The organism is Streptomyces sp. KM273126 (assembly GCF_004337435.2).
Lineage (GTDB): Bacteria > Actinomycetota > Actinomycetes > Streptomycetales > Streptomycetaceae > Streptomyces > Streptomyces acidicola.
This window is the reverse complement of sequence record NZ_SJXB02000001.1, coordinates 1,587,276-1,609,735: the sequence shown is the minus strand read 5'-3', so window position 1 is coordinate 1,609,735 and position 22,460 is coordinate 1,587,276. Positions and strand designations below refer to the sequence as shown.

Annotated in this window: 23 protein-coding genes and 1 tRNA gene; 14 read left to right on the top strand and 10 right to left on the bottom strand. The window is 70.1% G+C overall.

Annotated features, from left to right (window positions below):
- Positions 1-299: 299 nt before the first annotated feature.
- Positions 300-614, bottom strand: coding sequence for a hypothetical protein (locus E0500_RS07000; RefSeq protein ID WP_131565868.1), 315 nt, complete (start codon positions 612-614; stop codon positions 300-302).
- Positions 615-1,355: 741 nt separating this feature from the next.
- Positions 1,356-2,009 carry a response regulator transcription factor gene (locus E0500_RS06995; protein ID WP_131565866.1) on the bottom strand — a complete coding sequence of 218 codons (654 nt, stop codon included), beginning with the start codon at positions 2,007-2,009 and terminating at the stop codon, positions 1,356-1,358.
- 74 nt (positions 2,010-2,083) lie between these two features.
- Here E0500_RS06995 and E0500_RS06990 point away from each other — a divergent pair, with 74 nt between their 5' ends.
- Positions 2,084-2,941 (top strand): aldo/keto reductase, encoded by an 858-nt coding sequence (locus E0500_RS06990; RefSeq protein ID WP_131565864.1) that lies wholly within the window; start codon positions 2,084-2,086, stop codon positions 2,939-2,941.
- A gap of 174 nt (positions 2,942-3,115) precedes the next feature.
- Here the strand turns inward: E0500_RS06990 and E0500_RS06985 are convergent, their stop codons facing one another.
- Positions 3,116-3,802: a DUF2848 domain-containing protein gene (locus tag E0500_RS06985; protein ID WP_131565861.1), complete on the bottom strand. Its 687-nt coding sequence runs from the start codon at positions 3,800-3,802 to the stop codon at positions 3,116-3,118.
- 182 nt (positions 3,803-3,984) lie between these two features.
- Here E0500_RS06985 and E0500_RS06980 point away from each other — a divergent pair, with 182 nt between their 5' ends.
- The 3 genes from E0500_RS06980 (at position 3,985) to E0500_RS06970 (ending at position 6,683) form a co-directional block, all read left to right on the top strand.
- Positions 3,985-5,340, top strand: a complete 1,356-nt coding sequence (locus E0500_RS06980) for an MFS transporter (protein ID WP_131565859.1) — start codon at positions 3,985-3,987, stop codon at positions 5,338-5,340.
- A 99-nt stretch (positions 5,341-5,439) separates the two neighbouring features.
- On the top strand, positions 5,440-6,291 hold the full coding sequence (locus E0500_RS06975; protein ID WP_258572648.1) for a carbon-nitrogen hydrolase family protein: 852 nt from the start codon (positions 5,440-5,442) through the stop codon (positions 6,289-6,291).
- Positions 6,288-6,683, top strand: coding sequence for a cupin domain-containing protein (locus E0500_RS06970; RefSeq protein ID WP_131565857.1), 396 nt, complete (start codon positions 6,288-6,290; stop codon positions 6,681-6,683). Before E0500_RS06975 ends, E0500_RS06970 begins: the two co-directional genes overlap by 4 nt.
- On the opposite strand, the gene E0500_RS06965 is transcribed toward E0500_RS06970, so the two are convergent.
- From E0500_RS06965 to phoU, 3 genes are all read right to left on the bottom strand, one after another.
- On the bottom strand, positions 6,680-7,309 hold the full coding sequence (locus E0500_RS06965; protein WP_131565855.1) for a GntR family transcriptional regulator: 630 nt from the start codon (positions 7,307-7,309) through the stop codon (positions 6,680-6,682). The genes E0500_RS06970 and E0500_RS06965 overlap by 4 nt on opposite strands.
- Positions 7,310-7,589: 280 nt before the next feature.
- Positions 7,590-7,742: a hypothetical protein gene (locus E0500_RS06960; protein WP_165935074.1), complete on the bottom strand. Its 153-nt coding sequence runs from the start codon at positions 7,740-7,742 to the stop codon at positions 7,590-7,592.
- A 146-nt stretch (positions 7,743-7,888) separates the two neighbouring features.
- The gene (gene phoU, locus E0500_RS06955) at positions 7,889-8,578 is read right to left on the bottom strand and encodes a phosphate signaling complex protein PhoU (protein ID WP_131565853.1); all 690 of its coding nucleotides are present in this window, start codon (positions 8,576-8,578) and stop codon (positions 7,889-7,891) included.
- 299 nt (positions 8,579-8,877) lie between these two features.
- Between phoU and E0500_RS06950 the strand changes: the two genes are divergently transcribed.
- Positions 8,878-10,134, top strand: coding sequence for a cell wall metabolism sensor histidine kinase WalK (locus E0500_RS06950; protein WP_131565851.1), 1,257 nt, complete (start codon positions 8,878-8,880; stop codon positions 10,132-10,134).
- On the top strand, positions 10,131-10,811 hold the full coding sequence (locus tag E0500_RS06945; RefSeq protein WP_043441515.1) for a response regulator transcription factor: 681 nt from the start codon (positions 10,131-10,133) through the stop codon (positions 10,809-10,811). Before E0500_RS06950 ends, E0500_RS06945 begins: the two co-directional genes overlap by 4 nt.
- 122 nt (positions 10,812-10,933) lie before the next feature.
- On the opposite strand, the gene E0500_RS06940 is transcribed toward E0500_RS06945, so the two are convergent.
- Positions 10,934-11,605, bottom strand: a complete 672-nt coding sequence (locus E0500_RS06940; protein ID WP_131565849.1) for a DUF461 domain-containing protein — start codon at positions 11,603-11,605, stop codon at positions 10,934-10,936.
- A gap of 218 nt (positions 11,606-11,823) precedes the next feature.
- Between E0500_RS06940 and E0500_RS06935 the strand changes: the two genes are divergently transcribed.
- The 7 genes from E0500_RS06935 to E0500_RS06905 all read left to right on the top strand — a co-directional run bounded on the left by E0500_RS06935 (position 11,824) and on the right by E0500_RS06905 (position 19,396).
- Entirely contained in the window at positions 11,824-12,033 is a 210-nt protein-coding gene (locus E0500_RS06935) for a hypothetical protein (protein ID WP_131565847.1), read from the top strand.
- Positions 12,034-12,361: 328 nt separating this feature from the next.
- Positions 12,362-12,844, top strand: coding sequence for a CarD family transcriptional regulator (locus E0500_RS06930; RefSeq protein ID WP_003953493.1), 483 nt, complete (start codon positions 12,362-12,364; stop codon positions 12,842-12,844).
- A 418-nt stretch (positions 12,845-13,262) separates the two neighbouring features.
- Positions 13,263-14,027 carry a 2-C-methyl-D-erythritol 4-phosphate cytidylyltransferase gene (gene ispD / locus E0500_RS06925; RefSeq protein WP_131565845.1) on the top strand — a complete coding sequence of 255 codons (765 nt, stop codon included), beginning with the start codon at positions 13,263-13,265 and terminating at the stop codon, positions 14,025-14,027.
- Positions 14,017-14,556 carry a 2-C-methyl-D-erythritol 2,4-cyclodiphosphate synthase gene (ispF, locus tag E0500_RS06920; RefSeq protein WP_258572646.1) on the top strand — a complete coding sequence of 180 codons (540 nt, stop codon included), beginning with the start codon at positions 14,017-14,019 and terminating at the stop codon, positions 14,554-14,556. The genes ispD and ispF overlap by 11 nt, the downstream gene beginning before the upstream one ends.
- Positions 14,557-14,994: 438 nt before the next feature.
- On the top strand, positions 14,995-16,395 hold the full coding sequence (cysS, locus tag E0500_RS06915) for a cysteine--tRNA ligase (protein WP_131571920.1): 1,401 nt from the start codon (positions 14,995-14,997) through the stop codon (positions 16,393-16,395).
- 131 nt (positions 16,396-16,526) lie between these two features.
- Complete coding sequence (gene rlmB, locus E0500_RS06910; protein ID WP_131571921.1) at positions 16,527-17,471, top strand: 23S rRNA (guanosine(2251)-2'-O)-methyltransferase RlmB; 945 nt, start codon at positions 16,527-16,529, stop codon at positions 17,469-17,471.
- A 134-nt stretch (positions 17,472-17,605) separates the two neighbouring features.
- Positions 17,606-19,396 carry a DoxX family membrane protein gene (locus tag E0500_RS06905; protein ID WP_220140465.1) on the top strand — a complete coding sequence of 597 codons (1,791 nt, stop codon included), beginning with the start codon at positions 17,606-17,608 and terminating at the stop codon, positions 19,394-19,396.
- Between the two features lie 111 nt (positions 19,397-19,507).
- On the opposite strand, the gene E0500_RS06900 is transcribed toward E0500_RS06905, so the two are convergent.
- From E0500_RS06900 to E0500_RS06890, 3 genes are all read right to left on the bottom strand, one after another.
- Positions 19,508-20,239, bottom strand: a complete 732-nt coding sequence (locus E0500_RS06900) for a nucleotidyltransferase family protein (protein WP_131571922.1) — start codon at positions 20,237-20,239, stop codon at positions 19,508-19,510.
- A gap of 103 nt (positions 20,240-20,342) precedes the next feature.
- Positions 20,343-20,810, bottom strand: coding sequence for a hypothetical protein (locus tag E0500_RS06895; protein WP_131571923.1), 468 nt, complete (start codon positions 20,808-20,810; stop codon positions 20,343-20,345).
- Between the two features lie 197 nt (positions 20,811-21,007).
- Positions 21,008-22,096, bottom strand: a complete 1,089-nt coding sequence (locus E0500_RS06890; protein ID WP_181586898.1) for an ABC transporter ATP-binding protein — start codon at positions 22,094-22,096, stop codon at positions 21,008-21,010.
- A 250-nt stretch (positions 22,097-22,346) separates the two neighbouring features.
- Here E0500_RS06890 and E0500_RS06885 point away from each other — a divergent pair.
- Positions 22,347-22,423: transfer RNA gene (locus E0500_RS06885), tRNA-Thr, on the top strand.
- Positions 22,424-22,460 lie beyond the last annotated feature (37 nt).

Sequence of the window (22,460 nt, the reverse complement as noted above, 5' to 3'; positions counted from 1 at the left end):
TGCTGTACAGCACAGAAGTACAGCAAATTCCCCGACCCCAGGCCGCCCGTAGCGCCCGTCAGAGGCCCGATCCGGTCTCGCATGAACGCCATTGACCGATCTCTGCAGAGCTAGGGATCAGACGGTCACCGCACGACGCGACGTTGAGCACCGCGTGCCACAGCCGTGCCAGATACACTGGTCAGCCGCGGTCAACAAGGGGGGGCTGACGGACATATCCGTGCCTGCTAGCTCGGTCAGAGAAACGGGTCACCGACAGGACCTCCCACCCACTCTCCTAAAGTGGTTGTCCAGCTCGCTCACCGAGTCCACACCCGCAGGAACTCTTCGGCTGGGATGGCCTCCAGCGGATCCCCTTCAGGATCGATTGCTTGGTCTGTCAGGAAGCCGTGTTCGTCCTCTAGGTGCTCCCAGCTGTACCGGTGGAGTTGGCCGGCCGAAGTCAGCTCGGCTTGCTTGATGACGATCAACTCACCGCGGTCAGGTACGGCCTCGATGTACCACAAGCTGCCCTCCTCGTCAGCATGGTGGAAGTGGTGCCGTTGGGTGGCGGCTTCATCGAGTGCTCGGAAGTACGCCACGATCTCTGCTTTGATGCGCTCCAGGTCAACCACGGGACCATCGTGTCAACAAGCGCATGCGGTTGCCCCGTCCCGACATCCACGAGTGACATCAACGGGGCCGGACGTCAGCACTCCCAGGCGGTCGGGCATGGCCAGCGTGGCCAGGTGGCTCCCCGATGGTGCCGAGGAGCGATCGAACTCCTGAAGCGGTGCTCGCCTTCTGCTCTGTTCAGGGCGAGGGTGTGAAGCCGCCGGACAGGTCGAGATGGCAGGGGGAGCCTGGAGCCGTCGGGGTCCAGCCCTCGCGCAGGGCACGTTCGATGGCTTGGGCAACGTCGGATGGAAGTACCGGTTTGGCTGCGCGTCCGATCCAGTTGCTCAGGTGCGGCTGGTTGGTGGTGACCACGAGTGTTGTCCCCGGGCTGTCCGCATGCTCGACCGCGAACGTGCACGGTGACCAGGCCAGGCCCTGGACGTAGGTCGGCCTGCGCCGCAGCTGCCAACGGTAGGCCGTGCCGTCGACAACGATGCGCCGTGCACCCTGACGCCCCAGTGCTATGACTCCCCCCTCAATATGCTGTGGATGCTATCGACTCCGGCTCTGCCGTCCGTAGGAATTAGACGTGCCGGACCCGTGCCAGATCGCGCGGGGAACCACGGGGAGCACCGGGTATCAACCCGCCAAGCAGTTGGACTCTGGCGGCGCGGCTGTCCAGGTCAGCCAAGCAACCACCCGTGGATCACCTCAGTTTCCCAGGCTGAGGGTTCTCTGCCTGATGGATGGCTTGCCCCTCAGCCACTCAATCCCAGCTCACCCGCGCGCACTCCGGCCTGGAATCGCGAGCCCGCGTCGAGGGCATCGAGTAGGGCGGCGACGCGGCGACGGTAGGTTCGCAAGGACATGCCGAGCTCCCGCGCGGCTGCCTCGTCGGTGGCGCCCGATCCCAGAGCGCGCAGGACCGTTCGGCTCTCGGCATCGAGCTGGGGGTGCTCGCCGCGCAGGAGGGTTTGGAGGTCGGTGGCGGTCTCCCAGGCGGCTTCGAACAGTGCGTATACGTTGCCGATCAGGGTGGGTGCGGTGGTCAGGGTGTACTCGCGGCCGCCGGGGGTGTTCAGACCGGCGAGGATCGCGAACCGGCGGTCGATGATGATCGTCTCGTGAGGTAGAGCGGTGGCGGCGATCCGTACCCGGGCGCCTCTGTCGACGAGCTCACTGAGGTGCTCGCGACTGTGCTGGTCCGCGAGCGAAGCCGGGCTGAACAGCTTGCGGATCTGCTGAGTGCCCTTGTTTCGGAGTCGGTGGCCGGCGGCCTGTCTGGCTTCAGGGAGGGACCAGGTGTCGAGGTCGCGGGCGGCACAGATGAACTCCTCGTGGACAGAGGAGAAGACGTGCTCGGTGCGAGCGAGGAGTTCCAGGTCACCGCGGATCGTCACGATGTCTGCCACTCAGCCATTCTGCCCGATGGCAGCAAGCTGCCACGGGTTCGCGGCCCGACCACCCCGCCATCCAGGCTGAATCCATGAGAAACGACTTCCACCTTGGTGGCGACCTTCTGATCAACCGGATCGGTTTCGGGGCCATGCGCCTGCCCACGAACAGCTTCCACGGACCGGCGCGCGATCCCGGGACCGGTCGCGCCGTCCTGCGCCGTGCCGTGGAGCTGGGCGTCAACCACATCGACACCGCCGCCTTCTACACCAGCGGCGACGGCACCGTTCGTGCCAACGCCCTGATCCGGGAAGCTCTTCACCCCTACCCGGCCGATCTGGTCATCGCCACCAAGGTCGGCCCGGCCCGCACTTCTGACGGCGGCCTGGCCGCAACCACCGATCCCACGGCCCTACGACCGATGGTCGAGGAGAACCTCGAAACCCTCGGCGTGGATCGCCTCGATCTGGTCTATCTGCGCATCGGGGGCATCAAGCCGCCGCCGCACGGCGAATCCGTCGCCGAACGCTTCGAGACGCTGGCCGCGCTGCGCGAGGAGGGCCTGATCCGCCATCTCGGTCTGAGCAACGTCGACGCCGGTCACCTCGCCGAGGCCCGGGCGATCGCACCCGTCGCAGCCGTCCAGAACCACTTCCACGCCGCCAAGCGCGATGACACGGAGGTCCTGGCTGTCTGCGAGAACGCCGGCATCGCCTACGTGCCGTTCTTCCCGCTGGGCGGTGGCCTGAGCGACCTCACCGGTGACCGCATGGCCAAGGTCGCGGACCGGCATGGCGCCACGATCCCTCAGATCGCCTTGGCCTGGCTGCTTGCCTCTTCCCCGGTCACTCTGGCCATCCCCGGCACCGGCTCCCTCGCCCACCTGGAGGAGAACATCGCCGCCAGCGGGATTGCCTTCACCCAAGAGGATCTGTCCGACCTCACCTGACGCGAGGACCGCTCCGCGCCGCCTCGGCTCCACGGGACGCCGCCGCGCTACCTCAAGAAGCCCCCTGCCCGCGGCCTTGCCGTAGGCAGGGGGCTCCCGCGTTGCCACCTCCCGGCAGGGTGGGTGGCCTCGACCGCGGTGGCCCAGGGTGGCCTCGACCCCGGCGGCCGCACCTCAGCCGATCGGCTCCAGCATCCGGTGCACCCCGTAGGCGAGCCGGATGGTGTCCCCGGTGGCCGGGTCGCTCAACTCCACGCGCCAGGCGTCGGCGAACTGGTCGACGTCGTGGGCCATGGGGATGGTGCCGGAGATGAGGACGGTGCCGGGGGTGAGGGCGTCGCGGGTGCGCAGGACGTCGACCCAGTAGGCGGGGGTGAGGAGTTCGGCGAGGGTGCCGTGCTGGATCTCGGTCTCCTTGTCGCCGTGGGTGACCCAGGCGCGCAGGGTCAGGTCGTCGAGGCGGGGTGCGACGTCGGCCAGGCGCCAGGCGCGGCGGGCGAGGACGTCCGGGCCGGCGTTCTTGCTCCAGGCCACGCCGTGCACTTCGAGCTCGCGGTCGGTGTGGTCGCAGGCGGCCGTGAGCAGCAGGTCCCCGTCGTCGGCCACGACCAGCGCCCACTCCGCCTCGCCCGAGGTGCGCCCGTGCTGCACCTCGACCCGGTCGGTCTGCTGGGCGAGGTAGGGGGCCACGGAGTAGAGGGCCGGGGTCACGGAGGGGGCGGGCACGCCGAGTTCGGCGAGTTCGGCGACGTGCGCGGCGACGTCCTCCTGGCTGCGCCCGGCATACCCGGCGTTGAGGACCTGTGTGATGTCGACCTCGCGCGTCGATCCGTCGGGCAGTTCGAAGGTCAGCACGGCCATGAGGGCTCTCCCAGAGATCGGGTTCGGTACACGGGCAGATCGGGTTCGGTACTCGGACGCGGATTTCTCCACGGTTAAGTTCTCGCGCAGGGCTTGCGCATACGACCTGTATACAAGAAGTATGCCGGAAGGTCGATGTCCCCCGACGCAAGTCGATGTCCCCCGACGCAAGGATCAGAACCATGCACGACATCCCCAAGGCCGATCCGGCGCTGTCCGAACAGCGCTCCGGCGTCCGCCGGGCCTTCGCCGCGAGCCTGACCGGCACGGCCCTGGAGTGGTACGACTTCGCCGTCTACTCCGCCGCCGCGGCGCTGGTCTTCGGCGACGTGTTCTTCCCCTCGGAGGACCCGCTCACCGGCACCCTCCTGGCGTTCTCCACCTACGCGGTCGGCTATGTCTCACGTCCGCTGGGCGGGTTCGTCTTCGGCCGCCTCGGTGACGTCATCGGCCGCAAGAAGGTGCTGATCGCCACGCTGGTGCTCATCGGCGTGGCCACTTTCCTGATCGGCATCCTGCCCGCGTACTCCACGATCGGCGTGGCCGCCCCGATCGTCCTGGTCCTGCTGCGGTTCGCGCAGGGCGTCGGCGTCGGAGGCGAGTGGGGCGGCGCCGTACTACTGTCCAGCGAGTTCGGTGATCCGCGCCGCCGCGGCTTCTACGCCTCCGCCGCACAGGTGGGCCCGCCCGCGGGCAACCTGCTGGCCAACGGTGTGCTGGCCGCCCTCGGCGCACTGCTGACCGAGGACCAGTTCGAGTCGTGGGGCTGGCGTGTGGCCTTCCTGCTCTCCGGGGTTCTCGTCGCCTTCGGACTGTGGATCAGGGCCAAGCTGGAGGAGACCCCGGTCTTCAAGGCGATGGAGGCCGAGCAGTCCCGGCCCGAGGCGCCGATCCGCGAGGTCTTCACCACCCAGCCCCGCGCCCTGATCGCCGCGATGCTCTGCCGCGTCGGCCCGGACGTGCTGTACGCCATGTTCACCGTGTTCGTCCTGACGTACGCCACCGGGGAACTGGGCATGTCACGCGGTTCCGCCCTCGCGGCCGTCCTCATCGGCTCCTCGCTGCAGGTCTTCCTGATGCCACTGGCCGGTGCCGTATCCGACCGGATCAACCGTCGCGTGCTGTACGGCTGTGCCGCGGTGGCCGCCGGTGTGTGGCCGTTCCTGTTCTTCCCGATGATCGGCGGCGGCACCTGGATCCCGCTGGCGATCGGTGTCGTGGTGGGCCTCGTGATCCACTGCTTCCTGTACGGGCCGCAGGCCGCCTTCATCGCCGAGCAGTTCTCGCCCCGGCTGCGCTACACCGGATCGTCGCTGGCGTACACCCTGGCCGGCATCATCGGCGGCGCCGTCGCCCCGCTGCTGTTCACCACCCTGCTGAGCGCCTACGGCAGCTGGGTGCCGCTGGCCCTCTACATCGCCGTCGCCGCGGTCGTCTCCCTCGCGGGGGTGTTCCTGGGGCGCGATCCCGAGGCCGCCGTCGACGAGGACGCCCGGCTCGCCACACCGGCCGCGCAGGCCACGGCCGATTCCGTCTGACCCACTGAGCCGTCTGGCCACCTTCTGGCCCACTGACGCCGTCCGACCCACTGACACTGTCTGACCCACTGACGCCGTCCGACCCACTGAAGAGGAAGCATGCGGATCGCTCTGAGCCAGCTCACCACCGGCCCGGACCCCGGGAAGAACCTGCGGCTCATCGACGAATGGACACAGCGCGCCGCGGACGCCGGAGCCCGTGTCGTCGTCTTCCCCGAGGCCTCGATGGCCTGCTTCGGCACCCCACTGGAACCGCTCGCCGAACCCCTGCACGGACCGTGGGCCGACGGAGTACGGGAGATCGCCAGGGCCACCGGCACCACCATCGTGGCCGGCATGTTCACCCCGGCAGACGGCGGCAAGGTGACCAACACCCTGCTGGCCACCGGCCCCGGCGTCGAGACGTCGTACGACAAGATCCACCTCTACGACGCCTTCGGCTACCGCGAATCCGACACCGTCGCCGCGGGCTCGCGGACCACCGTCATGGAGGTGGACGGTGTACGGCTGGGCCTGGCCACCTGCTACGACGTCCGCTTCCCGGAGCTGTTCCGGGCCCACGCCGACGCCGGGGCGGCCGCGACACTGCTGGCGGCCTCCTGGGGAGCCGGGCCCGGCAAGCTCGACCAGTGGGAGCTGCTGGTGCGGGCACGGGCCCTGGACGCCACCCTCTGGCTGGCCGCCGTCGACCAGGCCGACCCCGGCACCGTCCCGGGAGGCGCGCCGACCGGCATAGGGCACAGCCGGATCGTCGGCCCCGACGGAACCGTGCGGCACGCCCTGGACGCCGAACCGGGTCTGCTGGTCGCCGACCTCGACATCGACGAGGTCGCGGCGGTACGGAAGAAGACGTCAGTGCTGGCCAACAGGCGGCCGGAGGTATGGCAGGCGGAGGTATGGCAGGCGGAGGTATCGCAGACGGAGGTATCGCAGACGGAGGTATGTCAGTGAGCAAGCCTGAGCTGGAATTCCACCTGCCCGCCGGGCCGTGGACCACTTCCGCGGAGGCCGGTCCGGGGGTGCGGGAACGCGTGCTGGCCGACGACCCCGACGGCGGCGGCCGGACCGTTCTGGTCCAATGGGCGCCCGGCACCGACACCTCGGCGCAGGGCGTGGCACGCCACGACTTCTGGGAGGAGGTCTACCTCGTCGACGGGGCGCTGCACGACCTGACGCTCGACGAGACCTTCACCGCGGGCATGTACGCCTGCCGCCCGCCCGGTATGCCGCACGGCCCGTGGACCTCCGAGAACGGCGTCACGATGCTCGTGGTCACCTATCCCGGAGCACCGGTGTCCGGAGCACCGGTATCCGGGCCACCGGCATCCCGGACCACCAACTAGCAGCCCTCGATCAGCACCTTGAGCGTCGACTGCAGGTGGTGGTCGATCGCGGCACAGGCCTGCCCGGCGTCACCGGCGGCAAGGGCGTCCACGATGGCCCGGTGCTCCTTCAGCACCGCCTCCTGCCGCCCTTGCTGATTGAACACGGCCACCACCCCGGCCCTGACCTGGCGGCTGCGCAAGCCTTCGTAGTGCCGGTCCAGCAACGCGTTCCCCACGGCCGACACCAGCGCCGCGTGGAACTGGTGGTCCACCGCGATGAACTCCCGGGTCTGGCCGGGGCCGGTGAGTTCATCCTGCCGCTCCAGCAGCGACCGCAGCTCCTGCACCGGCGCCCGTCCGGTGGTGACGAGCTGCTGCGCGGCATATCGCTCCACGATGCCCCGCAGCTCCATCAGCTCCCTGATCTCCCGCCCCGTCAGCGGCGACACCCGGGCGCCCCGCTTGGGTACGAGTTCGACCAGGTCCTCGGCGGCGAGCAGGAGCAGCGCTTCCCGGATGGGAGTGCGGGAGACCCCGATCCGGTCGGCGATCTCCTGCTCCGACAGGAACGCTCCCTGCATATCGGGATCCGTCAGTACCGTGTCCTTGAGATACGAGTACGCCTTCTCCCGACCGGACGCCACCGCAACCCCTAGAGCCTCGCATACACTTTGTATACCGACGCTACCACGCAGGGTTCCCCCCGAGGGGCTCTCCGGCAACTGCCCGCGCCGACTGGCAATCGCATGCTCCATGCTGCTCCCGCGCGACGGCAGAAGCGAGGCCCGTACAGGAGCCCGTACGACGCCGTACAGAAGCCCGTACGACGCCGCGCAGAAGCCCGTACGACGGTGAAGGGCCCCGGGACGACCTGATCCCGGGGCCCTTCACCGTCGTACGGGCTCTTCCCTGCCGCGCCGCGCGTCAGCCGCACTGGCAGGGGCCGCCCGACTGGCAGCCGCAGCCGCAGCCCGAGCCGCAGCCGCAGGCGGCGACCAGGGGCAGGGTCCTGATCTCGGCGGGCTGCTCCGTCTCGCGGTCCTGGGTGGGGTCGGGCGTGATGGGGGATTCGGCCATGGGTCCCTCCTCGAAGGCTGGTGCCTGTGCCCAGTGGACGTCCGTTCGGCTGGGCGCATCAACGGCGCACTGAGGCTCGCGCACGCCTCGCCGTACCGAGCACACGCTCCCCGGAACCGAGCCAGGGCCTACGCCCGGCCAGGGCACTACGCCCCCTCGACCCCCGTCACCGGCTGGATCTCCGCCTGGATCTCGTCCGCGTGCTCACCCGTCACCAGGTACACCACGCGCTTGGCCACGGACACGGCGTGGTCCGCGAAGCGCTCGTAGTAGCGGCCCAGCAGGGTGACGTCCACCGCGGTCTCGATGCCGTGCTGCCAGCGCTCGTCGATGAGGTGCTGGAAGAGGTGCCGGTGGAGGAGGTCCATCTCGTCGTCGTCCTGCTCCAGCTGCAGGGCCAGGTCCACGTCCTTCGTGACGAGGACCTCCGCCGCCTTCGCCATCAGACGCTGGGCCAGCTGGCCCATCTCCAGGATCGTGGCGTGCAGGTCGTGCGGGACGGCGCGCTCCGGGAAGCGCAGGCGGGCCAGCTTCGCCACGTGCTGGGCCAGGTCGCCCGAGCGCTCCAGGTCGGCGCTCATACGCAGCGACGTCACGACGATACGGAGGTCCGTCGCCACCGGCTGCTGGCGGGCGAGCAGGGCTATCGCACGCGCCTCCAGGTCGTGCTGGAGGTCGTCGACCTTCTTGTCGGCCTCGATCACGTTCTCCGCCAGCTTCAGGTCGGAGTCGAGGATGGCCGTCGTGGCGCGCCCGATCGCCGACCCGACCAGCCGGGCCATCTCGACCAGGTCGTCGCCGATCGAGTCAAGTTCCTCGTGGTACGCGTCCCGCATCAGGGGTCCCTCTTCTCTAACGTCTCTTTCGGGGGGTTCCAGGCGTTCTGGCGTTCTGGGGTTCTGGGGTTTCCACCAGCAACGTCCACCATCGGACGCCGCCGCGTACGGCGCCTCCCGGCCGACCGGCCGCCACAGGCCCGGAGAACCCCACGCTGTCACGTTCCGCCCCGCACGCGTCCGTTTCCGGCATCACAAATGAACCAATACTGGCTCCAAGGTGAACTCTGGGCGACGAGTGTTCGAGCTCGCACACGGATGGCTGTGGCCAGGCGTGACCTCGTGCCTAACCTGTTCGCATGGACGTGAACGCGGCGGTCGCCGCAGCGGCAGCGATCGCCGGTGTTCTCACCGGTGTCATCGCCATGCTGGCGTTCCGCTGGAGCGAACGCGAGCAGAAGCGTCCCACCCGGACCTCCCTGCACACGGACCCGGTGCTGCCGCCCGGCGTCGACACCGTGCTGTCCGTGCTCCGCTCCTCGGCGGTCGTGCTCGACGAGGGCGACACCGTCGTCAAGGCCAGCTCCGCCGCGTACGCCCTCGGGCTGGTCCGCGGTGGCAAGCTCGCCATCGAGCCCATGACACAGATGGCCCGGGACACCCGGCGCGACGGCGAGATACGCCAGGTCGAGCTGGATCTTCCCCGGCGCGGCACCGGCCGCGGCGAGGCCCTCGCGGTGTCCGCGCGCGTGGCCCCGCTGGGCTCCCGGCTCGTCCTGCTGCTGGTCGAGGACCTCACCGAGGCCCGCCGCATAGAGGCCGTACGACGGGACTTCGTGGCCAACGTCAGTCACGAGCTGAAGACGCCCGTCGGGGCGCTCTCCCTCCTGTCCGAGGCCGTCATGGGAGCCAGCGACGACCCGGAGGCCGTGGAGCGCTTCGCCGGGCGCATGCAGATCGAGGCCACCCGGCTGACGAACCTCGTGCAGGAGCTCATCGACCTCTCGCGGGTGCAGAACGACGACCCGCTGGAGGACGCCGAGCCCGTACGTGTGGACGAACTGGTCGCCGAGGCCATCGACCGGTGCCGCCACCAGGCCGGCACCAAGCAGATCACCATGGCCGCCGGCGGCACCGCCGACCTGCACGTGTGGGGCAACCGCGGCCAGCTCGCCGCAGCCCTCGGCAACCTCGTCGAGAACGCCGTCAACTACTCGCCCGCCCGCACCCGCGTCGGCATCGCCGCCCGCAAAATGAGCGCGCCGGGCGGGGACCTGATCGAGGTCGCCGTGACCGACCAGGGCATCGGCATCTCCGACAAGGACAAGGAGCGCATCTTCGAGCGCTTCTACCGCGTCGACCCGGCCCGGTCCCGCCACACCGGCGGCACCGGCCTCGGTCTCGCGATCGTCAAGCACGTGGCCGCCTCGCACGGCGGGGAGGTCACGGTGTGGAGCTCCGAGGGTCAGGGCTCCACGTTCACCCTCAGACTGCCGGAGGCGGGCGCGGCCCGCGACCGCGCGTCGCAGCACCCGGACCTCGACGACGAGGACGGACAACCCACCACCGAAACATCCCCGTACGAACCGCTTCCCGCCCCGGAGGTCCTCCCGTGACCCGAGTGCTTGTCGTCGAGGACGAGGAGTCCTTCTCCGACGCTCTGTCCTACATGCTCCGCAAGGAAGGCTTCGAGGTCGCCATCGCGACCACCGGGCCCGACGGCCTCGACGAGTTCGAGCGCAACGGCGCCGACCTCGTCCTCCTCGACCTCATGCTGCCCGGGCTGCCCGGCACCGAGGTCTGCCGCCAGCTGCGCGGCCGCTCGAACGTCCCGGTGATCATGGTCACCGCCAAGGACAGCGAGATCGACAAGGTCGTGGGCCTGGAAATAGGAGCCGATGACTATGTCACCAAGCCCTTCTCCTCGCGCGAGCTGGTGGCGCGCATCCGGGCCGTACTGCGCCGCCGCGGCGAGCCCGAGGAGGTTGCCCCGGCCGCGCTGGAGGCGGGCCCGGTCCGCATGGACGTCGACCGCCACGTGGTCACGGTCTCCGGCTCCAAGGTCGACCTGCCCCTCAAGGAGTTCGACCTGCTGGAGATGCTGCTGCGCAACGCGGGACGCGTACTGACCCGTATGCAGCTCATCGACCGCGTCTGGGGCGCCGACTACGTGGGCGACACCAAGACCCTCGACGTCCACGTCAAGCGCCTCCGCGCGAAGATCGAGCCCGACCCGGGTGCGCCGCGGTACCTCGTGACGGTGCGTGGGCTCGGCTACAAGTTTGAGCCGTAGGCCGGCCCGGCAGGTACGAAGAGCAAGCGGAAGGGCGGCACTCCTGCGAGGGAGTGCCGCCCTTCCGCTTGCGTACGGGGCACGAAGAATACGGGGGCTCAGTGCTCGGCAGAGCCCTGGCTCTACGAAGCCGAAGCCGAAGCCGATGCCGCGGCGTCGGGGCTGGCGGAGTCGTCCGCTCCCTCGGACGCCGAGCCCGAGGGGGTCCCGGACGGGGAGCCGGACGGTGCCTTGGGGCTGTTCGACGGGCTGGGGCTCTGCGACGGGACCGCCGGCATCTCGCTCGGGCCCCACTTCTCGAAGTAGCTCTCGGCCGGTACGACGAACGCCCGCAGGCTCACGTCACCGGTGCTGCTGAAGGCGAAGGTGATCGCCTGCGCGTTGCCGTCCTTGACGGCCTCGGGCGTCTTCGGCAGCAGCGCGGAGGCGTTGCCCTTGCCGCCGATGACGAGGGAGCCGCCGGCCGGGATGGTCAGTTTGCCCTTGCCCTTCGCGGGGGTGAGCTCGGCGGACTTGCCGGTGCCGGCGACCGTGATGGCGTCCAGCGTCTGAGCGGTGCGGCCGGTGTTGAACACGGTCGCGGAGATGACGGCCGGGCCCGTCGCCGACTCCAGGTTGGGCTGGGTGACGACGATCGCGTTCTGGACCTTGATGTCGCCGACGGCCGTGGCCGCGTTGTCCGGCCTGACCTCCAGCGTCTGGGCGTTGTTGCCGGCACCGCACGCGGCGAGCGAGGCGATCGAGAACGCGATGGCGGCGGCGGCGAGGGTGCCGCGTCGAAGGCTGCTGCTCACTCGGCGGCATCTCCTTGAACGTGGGCGATACGGGGGCGGGCGGCCGTACGGTCGTAAAGCCGCCCTAAGGGTTGGTCAGCGGGCCTAGGCTACCGAGCCGTTCCGCGGCCCCCGCACCCGACCCTCCCTTGAGCCGCCGCCTTCGCTCGGGCAGGCGCCCTCCGTGACATGCCCCCGTCCACATTCACATAAGCACCACTGGCCTCTTCGGCAACAGCGTGAGGATTTCCCGCACGGAATACACGACGGTACCGGGAATTGATCACCCGCAGATCAGGAGGGAGATCGGGCGGGAGATCGAGCACAAGATGGACCAGGAGATCGAGCACGACATCGAGCAGGAGATCGGGCAGGAGATCGGGCAGGAGATCGCTCGGAGATCCGTCCCGAGAACGGCTACGGAAGAACGGCCGAAGACCATCACCTGACCATCCCCCGACCATCCCCTTGATCAATTCCGGATTCGTCTCGGATCCGCCTCCGCCCGCCGAACGGAGTAGCGTGACTCGCACACTTGGGGGCGGGCATAACGGTACATTTACCCGCCGTTGGGCGACTCCGGATGCGTGTAACGTCCGCGTTTCACTCCGCCCGCAGAGCTGCTCCGACCTGCGAATACCCCGCTCCGTTCGGGCTCCGAAGCACGTTCCTGTTACTGTTGTCAAGCCCCGAGATATGCCCTGACCTGCGAAAACGCCATTCAGAAGACGCCGTATCCGTGTTACCCTGGATAGCCACGGAAGGGGTACCTGTCACATGACGTTCAAGGTTGGCGACACCGTGGTCTATCCCCATCACGGGGCCGCGCTGATCGAGGCCATCGAAACTCGTCAGATCAAAGGCGTGGACAAGACCTACTTGGTGCTGAAGGTCGCCCAGGGCGACCTCACGGTGCGTGTGCCAGCGGACAATGCGGAGTTCGTCGGCGTGCGTGATGTGGTCGGTCAGGACGGACTGGACCGGGTCTTCGAGGTGCTGCGCGCGCCGTATGCCGAGGAGCCCACGAACTGGTCGCGTCGTTACAAGGCGAATCTGGAGAAGCTCGCCTCCGGTGATGTCATCAAGGTCGCGGAAGTGGTGCGTGACCTGTGGCGTCGCGAGCGTGAGCGCGGACTCTCCGCCGGTGAGAAGCGGATGCTCGCCAAGGCCCGGCAGATCCTGGTGAGTGAGCTCGCCCTCGCGGAGAACACGAACGAGGACAAGGCCGAGGCCCTGCTCGACGAGGTCCTCGCGTCCTGACGCAGGCGTAAGCAGCGCGCCAGCTCGCTTCATTCAGTGCAGTGAAATGCCGTGGTGCCCGATGACGCAACAGCTGTCGCCGGGCGCTGCGGCATGTTCGCGCCCGGTTGGCAGGCCCCCGGTTGGCGGGCCATGGCCGACGGGCCACGGATTTGACGCCCTTTTGACGTCCGGCGCACTGCTGCGCGCACCGCGCCGCACCGATATCACCGATATTCTTCACGGCCCGTTCATGCGCTCGTACGCCTGTGTCGTGCCGCCGTGCCGTACATCGACGGGGATTCCCCCGATACTGGCGTGCCGGGCCCGGGCAGCTGGCTCGACCAGATGTCACGGAAGGGTTCGGTCAAGGCTCGCGCCCGGCACTCCCCACAGGCCATACCCACGCATGCCGAGCACACAAACCTGACAGGAACCGATGTCTGACGATCCGCGCCCTTCGTCTCCAGGAGTTCGTACGGGGACTCGTACGGCAGCCGTGATTCCGGCCGCGGGCCGAGGCGTGCGCCTCGGCCCGGGAGCACCCAAGGCGCTCCGTACGCTGAACGGCACTCCGATGCTCATCCACGCGGTGCGCGCCATGGCCGCGTCGCGTGCCGTCTCCCTCGTGGTGGTGGTCGCGCCGCCCGACGACACCGCCGAGGTCAAGAGCCTGCTCGACGCGCACGCGCTGCCCGAGCGGACCGACTTCCTCGTCGTACCGGGCGGTGAGAGCCGGCAGGAGTCGGTGAAGCTCGGGCTGGAAGCGCTGCCGCCCGGCATCGACATCGTGCTGGTCCACGACGCTGCCCGGCCGCTCGTGCCCGTCGACACGGTGGACGCCGTCATCGAGGCCGTACGGGACGGGGCGCCCGCCGTCGTGCCGGCGCTGCCGCTCGCGGACACCGTCAAGCAGGTCGAACCGGCGGACACGCCCGGTGCGCCGGAGCCCGTGGTGGCGACCCCGGAGCGCTCGCGCCTGCGTGCCGTCCAGACCCCGCAGGGCTTCGATCGCGACACGCTCGTCCGTGCCCACGAGTCGGTCACCGAGAACGTCACGGACGACGCGAGCATGGTGGAGCAGCTGGGGCTGCGGGTCGTGGTGGTGCCGGGGCACGAGGAGGCCTTCAAGGTCACCAGGCCCCTCGACCTGGTCCTCGCGGAGGCCGTCCTCGCGCGGAGGAGGCTGAACGATGGCTTCTGAGCCGCCCGAGGGAGCCGAGGGGACCGGGGGAGCCGGGGGCGTCCCCCCTTTCCCGCTGCCCCAGGTGGGCATCGGCACCGACATCCACGCCTTCGAGGAAGGGCGGGAGCTGTGGTGCGCCGGGCTGCTCTGGGAGGGGGAGGGGCCCGGGCTGGCCGGCCACTCCGACGCGGACGTGGTCGCGCACGCCGCGTGCAACGCGCTCTTCTCGGCCGCCGGGCTGGGTGACCTGGGGCAGCACTTCGGTACCGGGCGCCCGGAGTGGTCCGGTGCGTCCGGGGTCGTGCTGCTCGCCGAGGCCGCCCGCATCGTGCGTGCGGCCGGGTATGCGATCGGGAACATCGCGGTCCAGGTCGTCGGCCCGCGTCCGAAGATCGGCAAGCGGCGGGACGAGGCGCAGAAGGTGCTGTCGGAGGCGGCGGGGGCTCCTGTGTCCATCTCCGGGGCGACGACGGACGGGCTCGGGTTTCCGGGGCGGGACGAGGGGCTGATGGCGGTGGCGACGGCGCTCGTCGTCCGGGCGGGCTGACCCGACCCGACCCGACCCACCGGGGTTGTGGTCTCGCCCCCGCCGCCCCTACCCGTCCCATCCCCAGGGGCTCCGCCCCTTCGACCCCGCCAAGGGGGCTACGCCCCTGGAACCCCCGGGCTTCGGGGCTCCGCCCCGGACCCCGCTTCGGGGGCCGGCCCCCGGACCCCCGCTCCTCAAACGCCGGAGGGGCTGGATTTCGCGGCCAGGGCTGGATTTTCCAGCCCGTCCGGCGTTTGAGGACGAGGCCGTTCAGGCCGACAAGCGGGGGTCCGGGGCGGCAGCCCCCAGGTAAGGGACGGGAATGGGTAGGGGCGGCGGGGGCGAGGAAAAGCAGTACCCCGCCCCGCGGAGCATCACCGCTCCCGCATGTCACGAATACATGCGCCCCGCGCCATAAGTCACTGTGCACTGCCCCGCGCCCACTACCCTGGAGTGGTGACTATTCGCCTGTACGACACCAGCGCCCGGCAGATCCGTGACTTCGCCCCGCTCAGGCCGGGTTGTGTCTCGATCTACCTGTGTGGCGCGACCGTGCAGGCCGCACCGCACATCGGACACATCCGCTCGGGCCTCAACTTCGACATCATGCGCCGCTGGTTCGCGTACCGCGGCTATGAGGTGACGTTCATCCGGAACGTCACCGACATCGACGACAAGATCATCACCAAGTCGGCCGACCAGGGCCGCCCCTGGTGGGCGATCGGATACGAGAACGAGCGCGCGTTCAGCGACGGATACGCGGCGCTTGGATGCCTGCCCCCCACGTACGAGCCGCGCGCCACCGGCCACGTGACCGAGATGGTCGAGATGATGCGCGGGCTCATCGAACGCGGGCACGCCTACGAGGCCGACGGGAACGTGTACTTCGACGTGCGCTCCTTCCCGGAGTACCTGCAGCTGTCCAACCAGGAGTTGGAGAACCTGCTGCAGCCCTCCGGCGAGGGCGAGACCGGCAAGCGCGATCCCCGTGACTTCGCCATGTGGAAGGCCGCCAAGCCCGGTGAGCCGACCTGGGAGACGCCGTGGGGACGCGGGCGGCCCGGCTGGCACCTGGAGTGCTCCGCCATGGCCCACAAGTACCTGGGCCCGGAGTTCGACATCCACGGCGGCGGGCTCGATCTGATCTTCCCGCACCACGAGAACGAGATCGCCCAGGCCAAGGCGTACGGCGACGAGTTCGCCCGGTACTGGGTGCACAACGCATGGGTCACCATGAGCGGCGAGAAGATGTCGAAGTCCCTCGGGAACTCGGTGCTCGTCAGCGAGATGGTCAAGCGCTGGCGGCCCATCGTCCTGCGGTACTACCTCGGCACGCCGCACTACCGGTCGATGATCGAGTACAGCGAGGACTCCCTGCGCGAGGCCGAGTCGGCGTTCGCCCGGATCGAGGGCTTCGTACAGCGGGTCATGGAACTGGCCGGCGGTGCCGTCGAGCCGTCGGCCGAGGTGCCGCCCGCCTTCGCCGAGGCCATGGACGACGACCTCGGGGTGCCGCAGGCGCTCGCGGTCGTGCACACCACCGTCCGGCAGGGCAACTCCGCCCTCGCCGCCGACGACAAGGAAGCCGCCGTGGCGCGCCTCGCCGAGGTCCGCGCCATGCTCGGGGTCCTCGGTCTCGACCCGCTCGACCCGCAGTGGGCGGGCGGGGGCGACCAGGGTGAGGACCTGCACGGGGTCGTCGACAGCCTCGTACGGCTCGTGCTCGACCAGCGTGAGGCCGCCCGCTCCCGTAAGGACTGGGCGACCGCGGACGCCATCCGGGACCAGCTGGGCCAGGCCGGTCTGGCCATCGAGGACAGCCCGCAGGGACCTCGCTGGTCCCTCGGCCCGCGCTGAGCACTTCTCGGTCGAGCTTGGTCGAGCTTGATCAAGTGTGCCGCCCGGCTCTCCGGGCGGCACACTGCATACGGACGCGGTGCGCGTTCCCCCACCAGATGACGACAGAGACAGACAGAGACAGGTAGGTCATGGCCGCAAACAACCGCCGCATGTCCGGCAAGAAGGGCGCGCAGGTCGGCAGTGGCGGCCAGCGGCGCCGGGGCCTTGAGGGCAAGGGCCCGACCCCGCCCGCCGAGATGCGCAAGGGTCATGCGAAGCAGCGCGCCGCGAACGCCAAGTCGCGGCGGGCGCAGGGGCGGCCGCAGCAGCCCAGGGGCCGGGGCGGCAAGTCGTCCGCCGAACTCGTCGTCGGGCGCAACCCCGTCGTCGAGGCGCTGCGCGAGGGCGTGCCCGCGTCCACGCTGTACGTGCAGCAGTTCATCGACAACGACGAGCGGGTCCGCGAGGCGCTCCAGCTCGCCGCCGAGCGCGGGGGCATCAACCTCATGGAGGCCCCCCGCCCCGAGCTCGACCGCATGACGAACGGCCTCAACCACCAGGGCCTCGTTCTCCAGGTCCCGCCGTACGAGTACGCCCACCCCGAGGACCTCGCGGACGCCGCGTACGACGAGGGCGAGGACCCGCTGATCGTCGCCCTCGACGGAGTGACCGACCCGCGCAACCTCGGTGCCGTCGTACGGTCCGTGTCCGCGTTCGGCGGACACGGCGTCGTCGTGCCCGAACGGCGCGCGGCCGGCATGACCGCCGGTGCCTGGAAGACGTCCGCCGGTACGGCCGCCCGTACGCCCGTCGCGCGCGCCACCAACCTCACGCGCGCCCTGGAGGCATACAAGAAGGCCGGGATCGTGGTCGTCGGGCTCGCCGCGGACGGCGAGGTCGAGGTCGACGAACTGGAGGCGCTCGAAGGGCCCGTGGTCATCGTCGTCGGGAGCGAGGGCAAGGGCCTGTCCCGACTCGTGGGCGAAACCTGCGACTTCCGGGTGCGGATTCCTATGCCTGGTGGCGCCGAGTCGCTCAACGCCGGTGTGGCGGCAGGAGTCGTGTTGTACGAGGCGGCGCGCCGACGCGCCTGAAACCGCGTTTCAGCGCGTTTCAGTGCGTTTCGGCGGGTTTCAGCGGGTGTCCGGGGATTTCTGGATGATCTTGATGCTGTCCGGACAGATCGGGGCGGTCAAGGCAGTGTCCTAACGTCACGTCACTCGGTTAGATGAGTGTGGACACCAGAACACCCCGCACACCCACGGGGGACCGCTCGTCGGGATTCGACGACGCTCCCGCGCTGAGCATGGTGAAGGTGCCGAGCGATCCGGCGCAGATCATCGTCAACCACGCGAGCTTCCGCGTGCAGTTGGGCGCCGCGCCGAGGGACCGGTCCCCGCGGATCGCACGGCACACGAGCGCCACCGAGAACACCGCGCGCATGCCCGCCGTGGGCGCGGCGGCCCGGCCCGGCGCGGCTGCCGGTACCCGCCGCCGGGCCCCCGTCGTCTGGAGCGGGAGGTCCGCACCCGACGACACCGGCGCCCACCGGCTGCTGCAGGCCGTGCGGAGCACGAGCGTGCACCACCAGGCAGCCGACCCGGCGGGCGACACCGGCGCGACCCAGGTCATGCCACGCATCGACGAGACCGGCGGCCGTCCCCCGGGGCTCGGTCACGGCACCGAGGCCGGCCGTTACGACACCGGACACGGCCGCTACGACGGCGACCTGACCGTCGAGACGGTCGAGACCCCCGTCGTCGGCGCCCAGCGCAGCCACAGCGACCACGCCCCCTCCGGCGGCCGCATCCTGCCCGCCATGCGCGGCGTGGGCAGCGCGTACGACGAACCCGGGTACGGGGACGCCGGTCACGCCGACTCCGGTTACGCCGATTCCGGTTACGACGATCCCCGCTACGCCGAATCGGGTTACGCGGACGAGGAGTTCGAGGAGCCGTACGAGGACGCCGACGGGCTGAGCACGGCCGGACGCCACGGCAACGAGCCGCTGCGGCACGCCTATTACCCCGGCCGCCGGATGAACCTCGGCGTGGTGCTGCTGCCGCTGCGCGTCCTGCTCGGCTTCATCTCCGTCTACGCCGGCATGAGCAAGCTCTGCGACCCGCACTTCTTCGACGGCGGCAAGCGCGGCTCCATGGTGAAGTGGCTGGGCACGCTCCACCCGTGGGACATCGCCGAGCCGCTCCGGCAGTTCGGCCTCGAACACCCCGTCGGCGCCGGACTCGCCATCGCCTTCGCCCAGGTCGTCGTGGGCGTCCTCACGGTCCTCGGCCTGTGGCAGCGCGTCGCCGCCGTGTTCGGCGCCCTGCTGTCGGCCGCGCTGCTCGTCACCGTCAGCTGGAAGACCGCCCCCGCCTACGAGACCCCCGACATCATCTACCTCGCCGCCTGGTCCCCGCTGATCATCGCCGGCGCACCCGTCTACTCCACCGACGGCCGCCTCGCCGGCAACGCCTGGCGCCGGCTCGGCCCGCGCGCGGAGCTCTGGGAGCTGCGGCGGTACGTGCTGCGCCGCGGCGCCCTTATCGCCACCGTCGTCGCCGGACTCACCCTGCTCGTCGGCTCGGTGCTCGGCGGAGCCGTCCGGGACGCCGACCGCGTCGTGGTCCCCGGCCCCGGCGAGGCCCCGCGCAACGAACTGCCCGGCTCACCCCTCCCCGAGGAGACCGGCGGGCACAAGAAGCGCACCCCCTCGGCCGTCAACTCGCCCACGCAGGGCGCCACCTCCGCCAGCCCCTCCCAGGGCGCGAGCAGCCCGGGCGCGACCCGCGACACGGGCGCCGTCACCGGCGGCCTCCCGAGCGAGACCCAGGGCACGGCCGGTCAGGTCCCGCCCCGGCAGACCTCCCCCGGCCAGCAGGCCCCGAGCACGACCACGGGCCCGACCTCCAGCGGCGGCGCGTCGGGCGGCGCCTCCACGGGCGGCACGGGCAGCACGGGCGGCACGGGGGGCTCCGACGGAGGCCGGGACGGGCTCGTGGGCGGCCTCCTCGGGTAACGACCGGCGGCTAGTACGACGACGGGGTCCCGCACAGGCAAGGGCAATGTGCGGGACCCCGTCGTCGTACCACGGGACATGCGGCCTGAGGGCTGGGCTCGGGACCGGAGCTCAACGCCCCAGTGCCGCGAGCTCCTTCGCCGCCTCCATCAGGTCCTTCGCCGTGTCGATCGCGCGCCAGTACGCGCCCTGCGGGATCGAGAACCCGGCCAGGCGCCGCTCACGGGCCAGGCGCGGGAACGTGGTGCGCTCGTGGTCGCCGCGCTCGGGGAGCAGGGAGGCGAACTCGGGCGAGAAGACATAGACGCCCGCGTTGATCTCGTACGTCGTCAGCGGGGCCTCGATGAAGTCCGTGACGCGGCCGAAGCCGTCCGTCTTCACGGCACCCCACGGGATGCGCGGGCGGGCGAGGGCGAGCGTGGCGACCGCGTCGCGCTCGGTGTGGAAGTCCGCCATGTCGCGGAGCGAGAAACGGGTCCAGATGTCGCCGTTCGCCGCGTACCAGGGCAGATCGGGGTGGGGGAGGTGGGCGGCCGCGTACTTGAGGCCGCCGCCGCGGCCGAGGGGCTCCGTCTCGACGACCGTGGTGACGCGGACGGGCAGCTCGGCCGAGTCCAGCCACTTCTCCAGGACATCGGCGAGATGGCCGCAGGAGACGACGACGTCGGTCACTCCCTCCTCGGCGAGCCAGGTGAGCTGATGGCCGATGATCGGGGTGCCCGTGCCGGGGATCTCGACCATGGGCTTGGGCCGGTCGTCGGTGTACGGACGCAGCCGGGAACCCTGGCCACCGGCCAGTACGACGGCTTGAACGGGGCGCGACGCGGCGTTCGGATCGGTCATGACCGGAACTGTACGTTGCGCCCCGTTCGCGGGAGCACGACCCTGGGGCTCGGGAGCGCGGCCGTTCACCGCATGGGCGGAGGACGGGCGGCTCCGCGGGTGCTCAGCCGTGCTGGGTCAGCACGCCGGACGCGAAGGACGTGTCGCAGACCGGGCGGGCGTACGACTGGGCGCGGGACGGGCCGTACATCCTGACGGCCGCGCGGCCCAGAGCGCGGGCGATCGATGTGCAGTGACGGGCCAGCGACGGGCGGCCGTTCACGGCCTGCTGGAGGTGGGTGAGGGCGACGCCCGGGTCCTGCTCCTGGAGCTCCAGCAGCAGCCTGTCGCGCAGCGCCTCGTGCGCGGCAGGGGTCTTGGTGCGGGCCTTGGTGCCCGAGCCGGTGGCCGAGGGGGCCTCGGCGGCGGCGAGCACCGAGTCCGAGGAGGAGTCCCCGGACCAGTTGACCCGGGTCACCGCCAGGGTCCCGGAGAGCACCAGGACGACGGGGAGGACGAGGGCGAGGCTGCGGCCGATCCGGCGGGCGGGGCCCGGGCCGCGCTGGGTCCGTTGGGTAGTGGTGTGCTTCACGCGAGCGAGGGTAGCGTGGGGTGGTTGTTCGGCGACACTCAGTCACCGGTTCGGGGGATGTAGGAGGGCGGGATTCGGGGTAGGGGGTTGACGTGCATCGCTCGAAATGACCGGTTTTGCCGGAGTGTCCACGAGCAGCGAAGAGGGCCCCGTGGTGGTCCGCGGGGCCCTCTTCGTCAACCTGGGTGGTGTGTGCCTCAGTCGGAGAGGCGCTCGCCCGTGGAGGTCGAGAACACGTGGGTCTCGCCGGAGCGGGGGACGATGTGGAGGGTGCTGCCCTTCTCCGGGACGTCGCGGCCGCTGACGCGGACGACGAGGTCCTTGGAGTCCTCGCCGACCTTGGCGGTGCCGTAGACGTAGGCGTCGGCGCCCAGTTCCTCGACGACGTTGACGGTGACCGCGAGGCCCTGGTCGGAGTCGGAGCCGGCGACGTCGAAGTGCTCGGGGCGGACGCCGACGGTGACGGTCTTGTCGGTGGTGGCGGAGATCGCGTCGCGCTGGACCGGGACGACGCTGTTGCCGAACTTCACGCCGCCGTCGGTGATCGGGACCTCGACCAGGTTCATGGCGGGGGAGCCGATGAAGCCGGCGACGAAGAGGTTGGCCGGGCGGTCGTACATGTTGCGCGGGGTGTCGACCTGCTGGAGCAGTCCGTCCTTGAGGACGGCCACGCGGTCGCCCATCGTCATGGCCTCGACCTGGTCGTGGGTGACGTAGACGGTGGTGATGCCGAGGCGGCGCTGCAGCGACGCGATCTGCGTGCGGGTGGAGACGCGGAGCTTGGCGTCGAGGTTGGACAGCGGCTCGTCCATGAGGAACACCTGCGGCTCACGCACGATGGCGCGGCCCATGGCGACACGCTGGCGCTGACCGCCGGAGAGCGCCTTGGGCTTGCGGGCGAGGTATTCGGTGAGGTCGAGGATCTTCGCGGCGTCCTCGACCTTCTGGCGGATCTCGTCCTTCGGCACGCCGGCGATCTTGAGGGCGAAGCCCATGTTGTCGGCGACGGTCATGTGGGGGTAGAGCGCGTAGTTCTGGAACACCATGGCGATGTCCCGGTCCTTGGGCGGCAGGTGGGTGACGTCGCGGTCGCCGATGCGGATGGCGCCGCCGTTGACGTCCTCGAGCCCGGCGAGCATGCGGAGCGAGGTGGACTTGCCGCAGCCGGACGGGCCGACCAGGACGAGGAACTCTCCGTCCTCGATGTGGATGTCGAGCGCGTCTACGGCGGGCTTCTCGGTGCCCGGGTAGATCCGGGTCGCCTTGTCGAACGAGACAGTGGCCATGGGTCGTAGGCCCCCTTCACCGGCAGGAACGTGCCGGACGATCCGTTGTGGAAGGTGGTGCCACTACGGGTGAATCCGTCGTGGTTGGTCCACGTGGGTGGACTGGATCAGGACGGTACCTGGCGTTCACCTGGTCTGTCAGTAGTCCGGTGCCTGTGAACTTCGGGGGAATTTTCGACAGGCGTCGGCCGGGACGTGGGTACACTGCACGGGCGTGCATGCGTGGGCGACTCCGCTCACCCGTGCACGGGCCTCCTTAGCTCAGCTGGTCAGAGCGCCGCTCTTGTAAAGCGAAGGTCGTCGGTTCGAATCCGACAGGGGGCTCCAGCAGCGTGGACGACCTGCGGCGAGGAGGTGATCCTCG

Coding starts and splice junctions, on each gene's coding strand:
- E0500_RS06990 (WP_131565864.1), top strand. CDS start 2,084: ATGAGAAACGACTTCCACCTTGGTGGCGACCTTCTGATCAACCGGATC.
- E0500_RS06985 (WP_131565861.1), bottom strand. CDS start 3,802: ATGGCCGTGCTGACCTTCGAACTGCCCGACGGATCGACGCGCGAGGTC.
- E0500_RS06980 (WP_131565859.1), top strand. CDS start 3,985: ATGCACGACATCCCCAAGGCCGATCCGGCGCTGTCCGAACAGCGCTCC.
- E0500_RS06975 (WP_258572648.1), top strand. CDS start 5,440: ATGCGGATCGCTCTGAGCCAGCTCACCACCGGCCCGGACCCCGGGAAG.
- E0500_RS06960 (WP_165935074.1), bottom strand. CDS start 7,742: ATGGCCGAATCCCCCATCACGCCCGACCCCACCCAGGACCGCGAGACG.
- phoU (WP_131565853.1), bottom strand. CDS start 8,578: ATGCGGGACGCGTACCACGAGGAACTTGACTCGATCGGCGACGACCTG.
- E0500_RS06950 (WP_131565851.1), top strand. CDS start 8,878: ATGGACGTGAACGCGGCGGTCGCCGCAGCGGCAGCGATCGCCGGTGTT.
- E0500_RS06930 (WP_003953493.1), top strand. CDS start 12,362: ATGACGTTCAAGGTTGGCGACACCGTGGTCTATCCCCATCACGGGGCC.
- ispD (WP_131565845.1), top strand. CDS start 13,263: ATGTCTGACGATCCGCGCCCTTCGTCTCCAGGAGTTCGTACGGGGACT.
- ispF (WP_258572646.1), top strand. CDS start 14,017: ATGGCTTCTGAGCCGCCCGAGGGAGCCGAGGGGACCGGGGGAGCCGGG.
- rlmB (WP_131571921.1), top strand. CDS start 16,527: ATGGCCGCAAACAACCGCCGCATGTCCGGCAAGAAGGGCGCGCAGGTC.
- E0500_RS06905 (WP_220140465.1), top strand. CDS start 17,606: ATGAGTGTGGACACCAGAACACCCCGCACACCCACGGGGGACCGCTCG.
- E0500_RS06900 (WP_131571922.1), bottom strand. CDS start 20,239: ATGACCGATCCGAACGCCGCGTCGCGCCCCGTTCAAGCCGTCGTACTG.
- E0500_RS06890 (WP_181586898.1), bottom strand. CDS start 22,096: ATGGCCACTGTCTCGTTCGACAAGGCGACCCGGATCTACCCGGGCACC.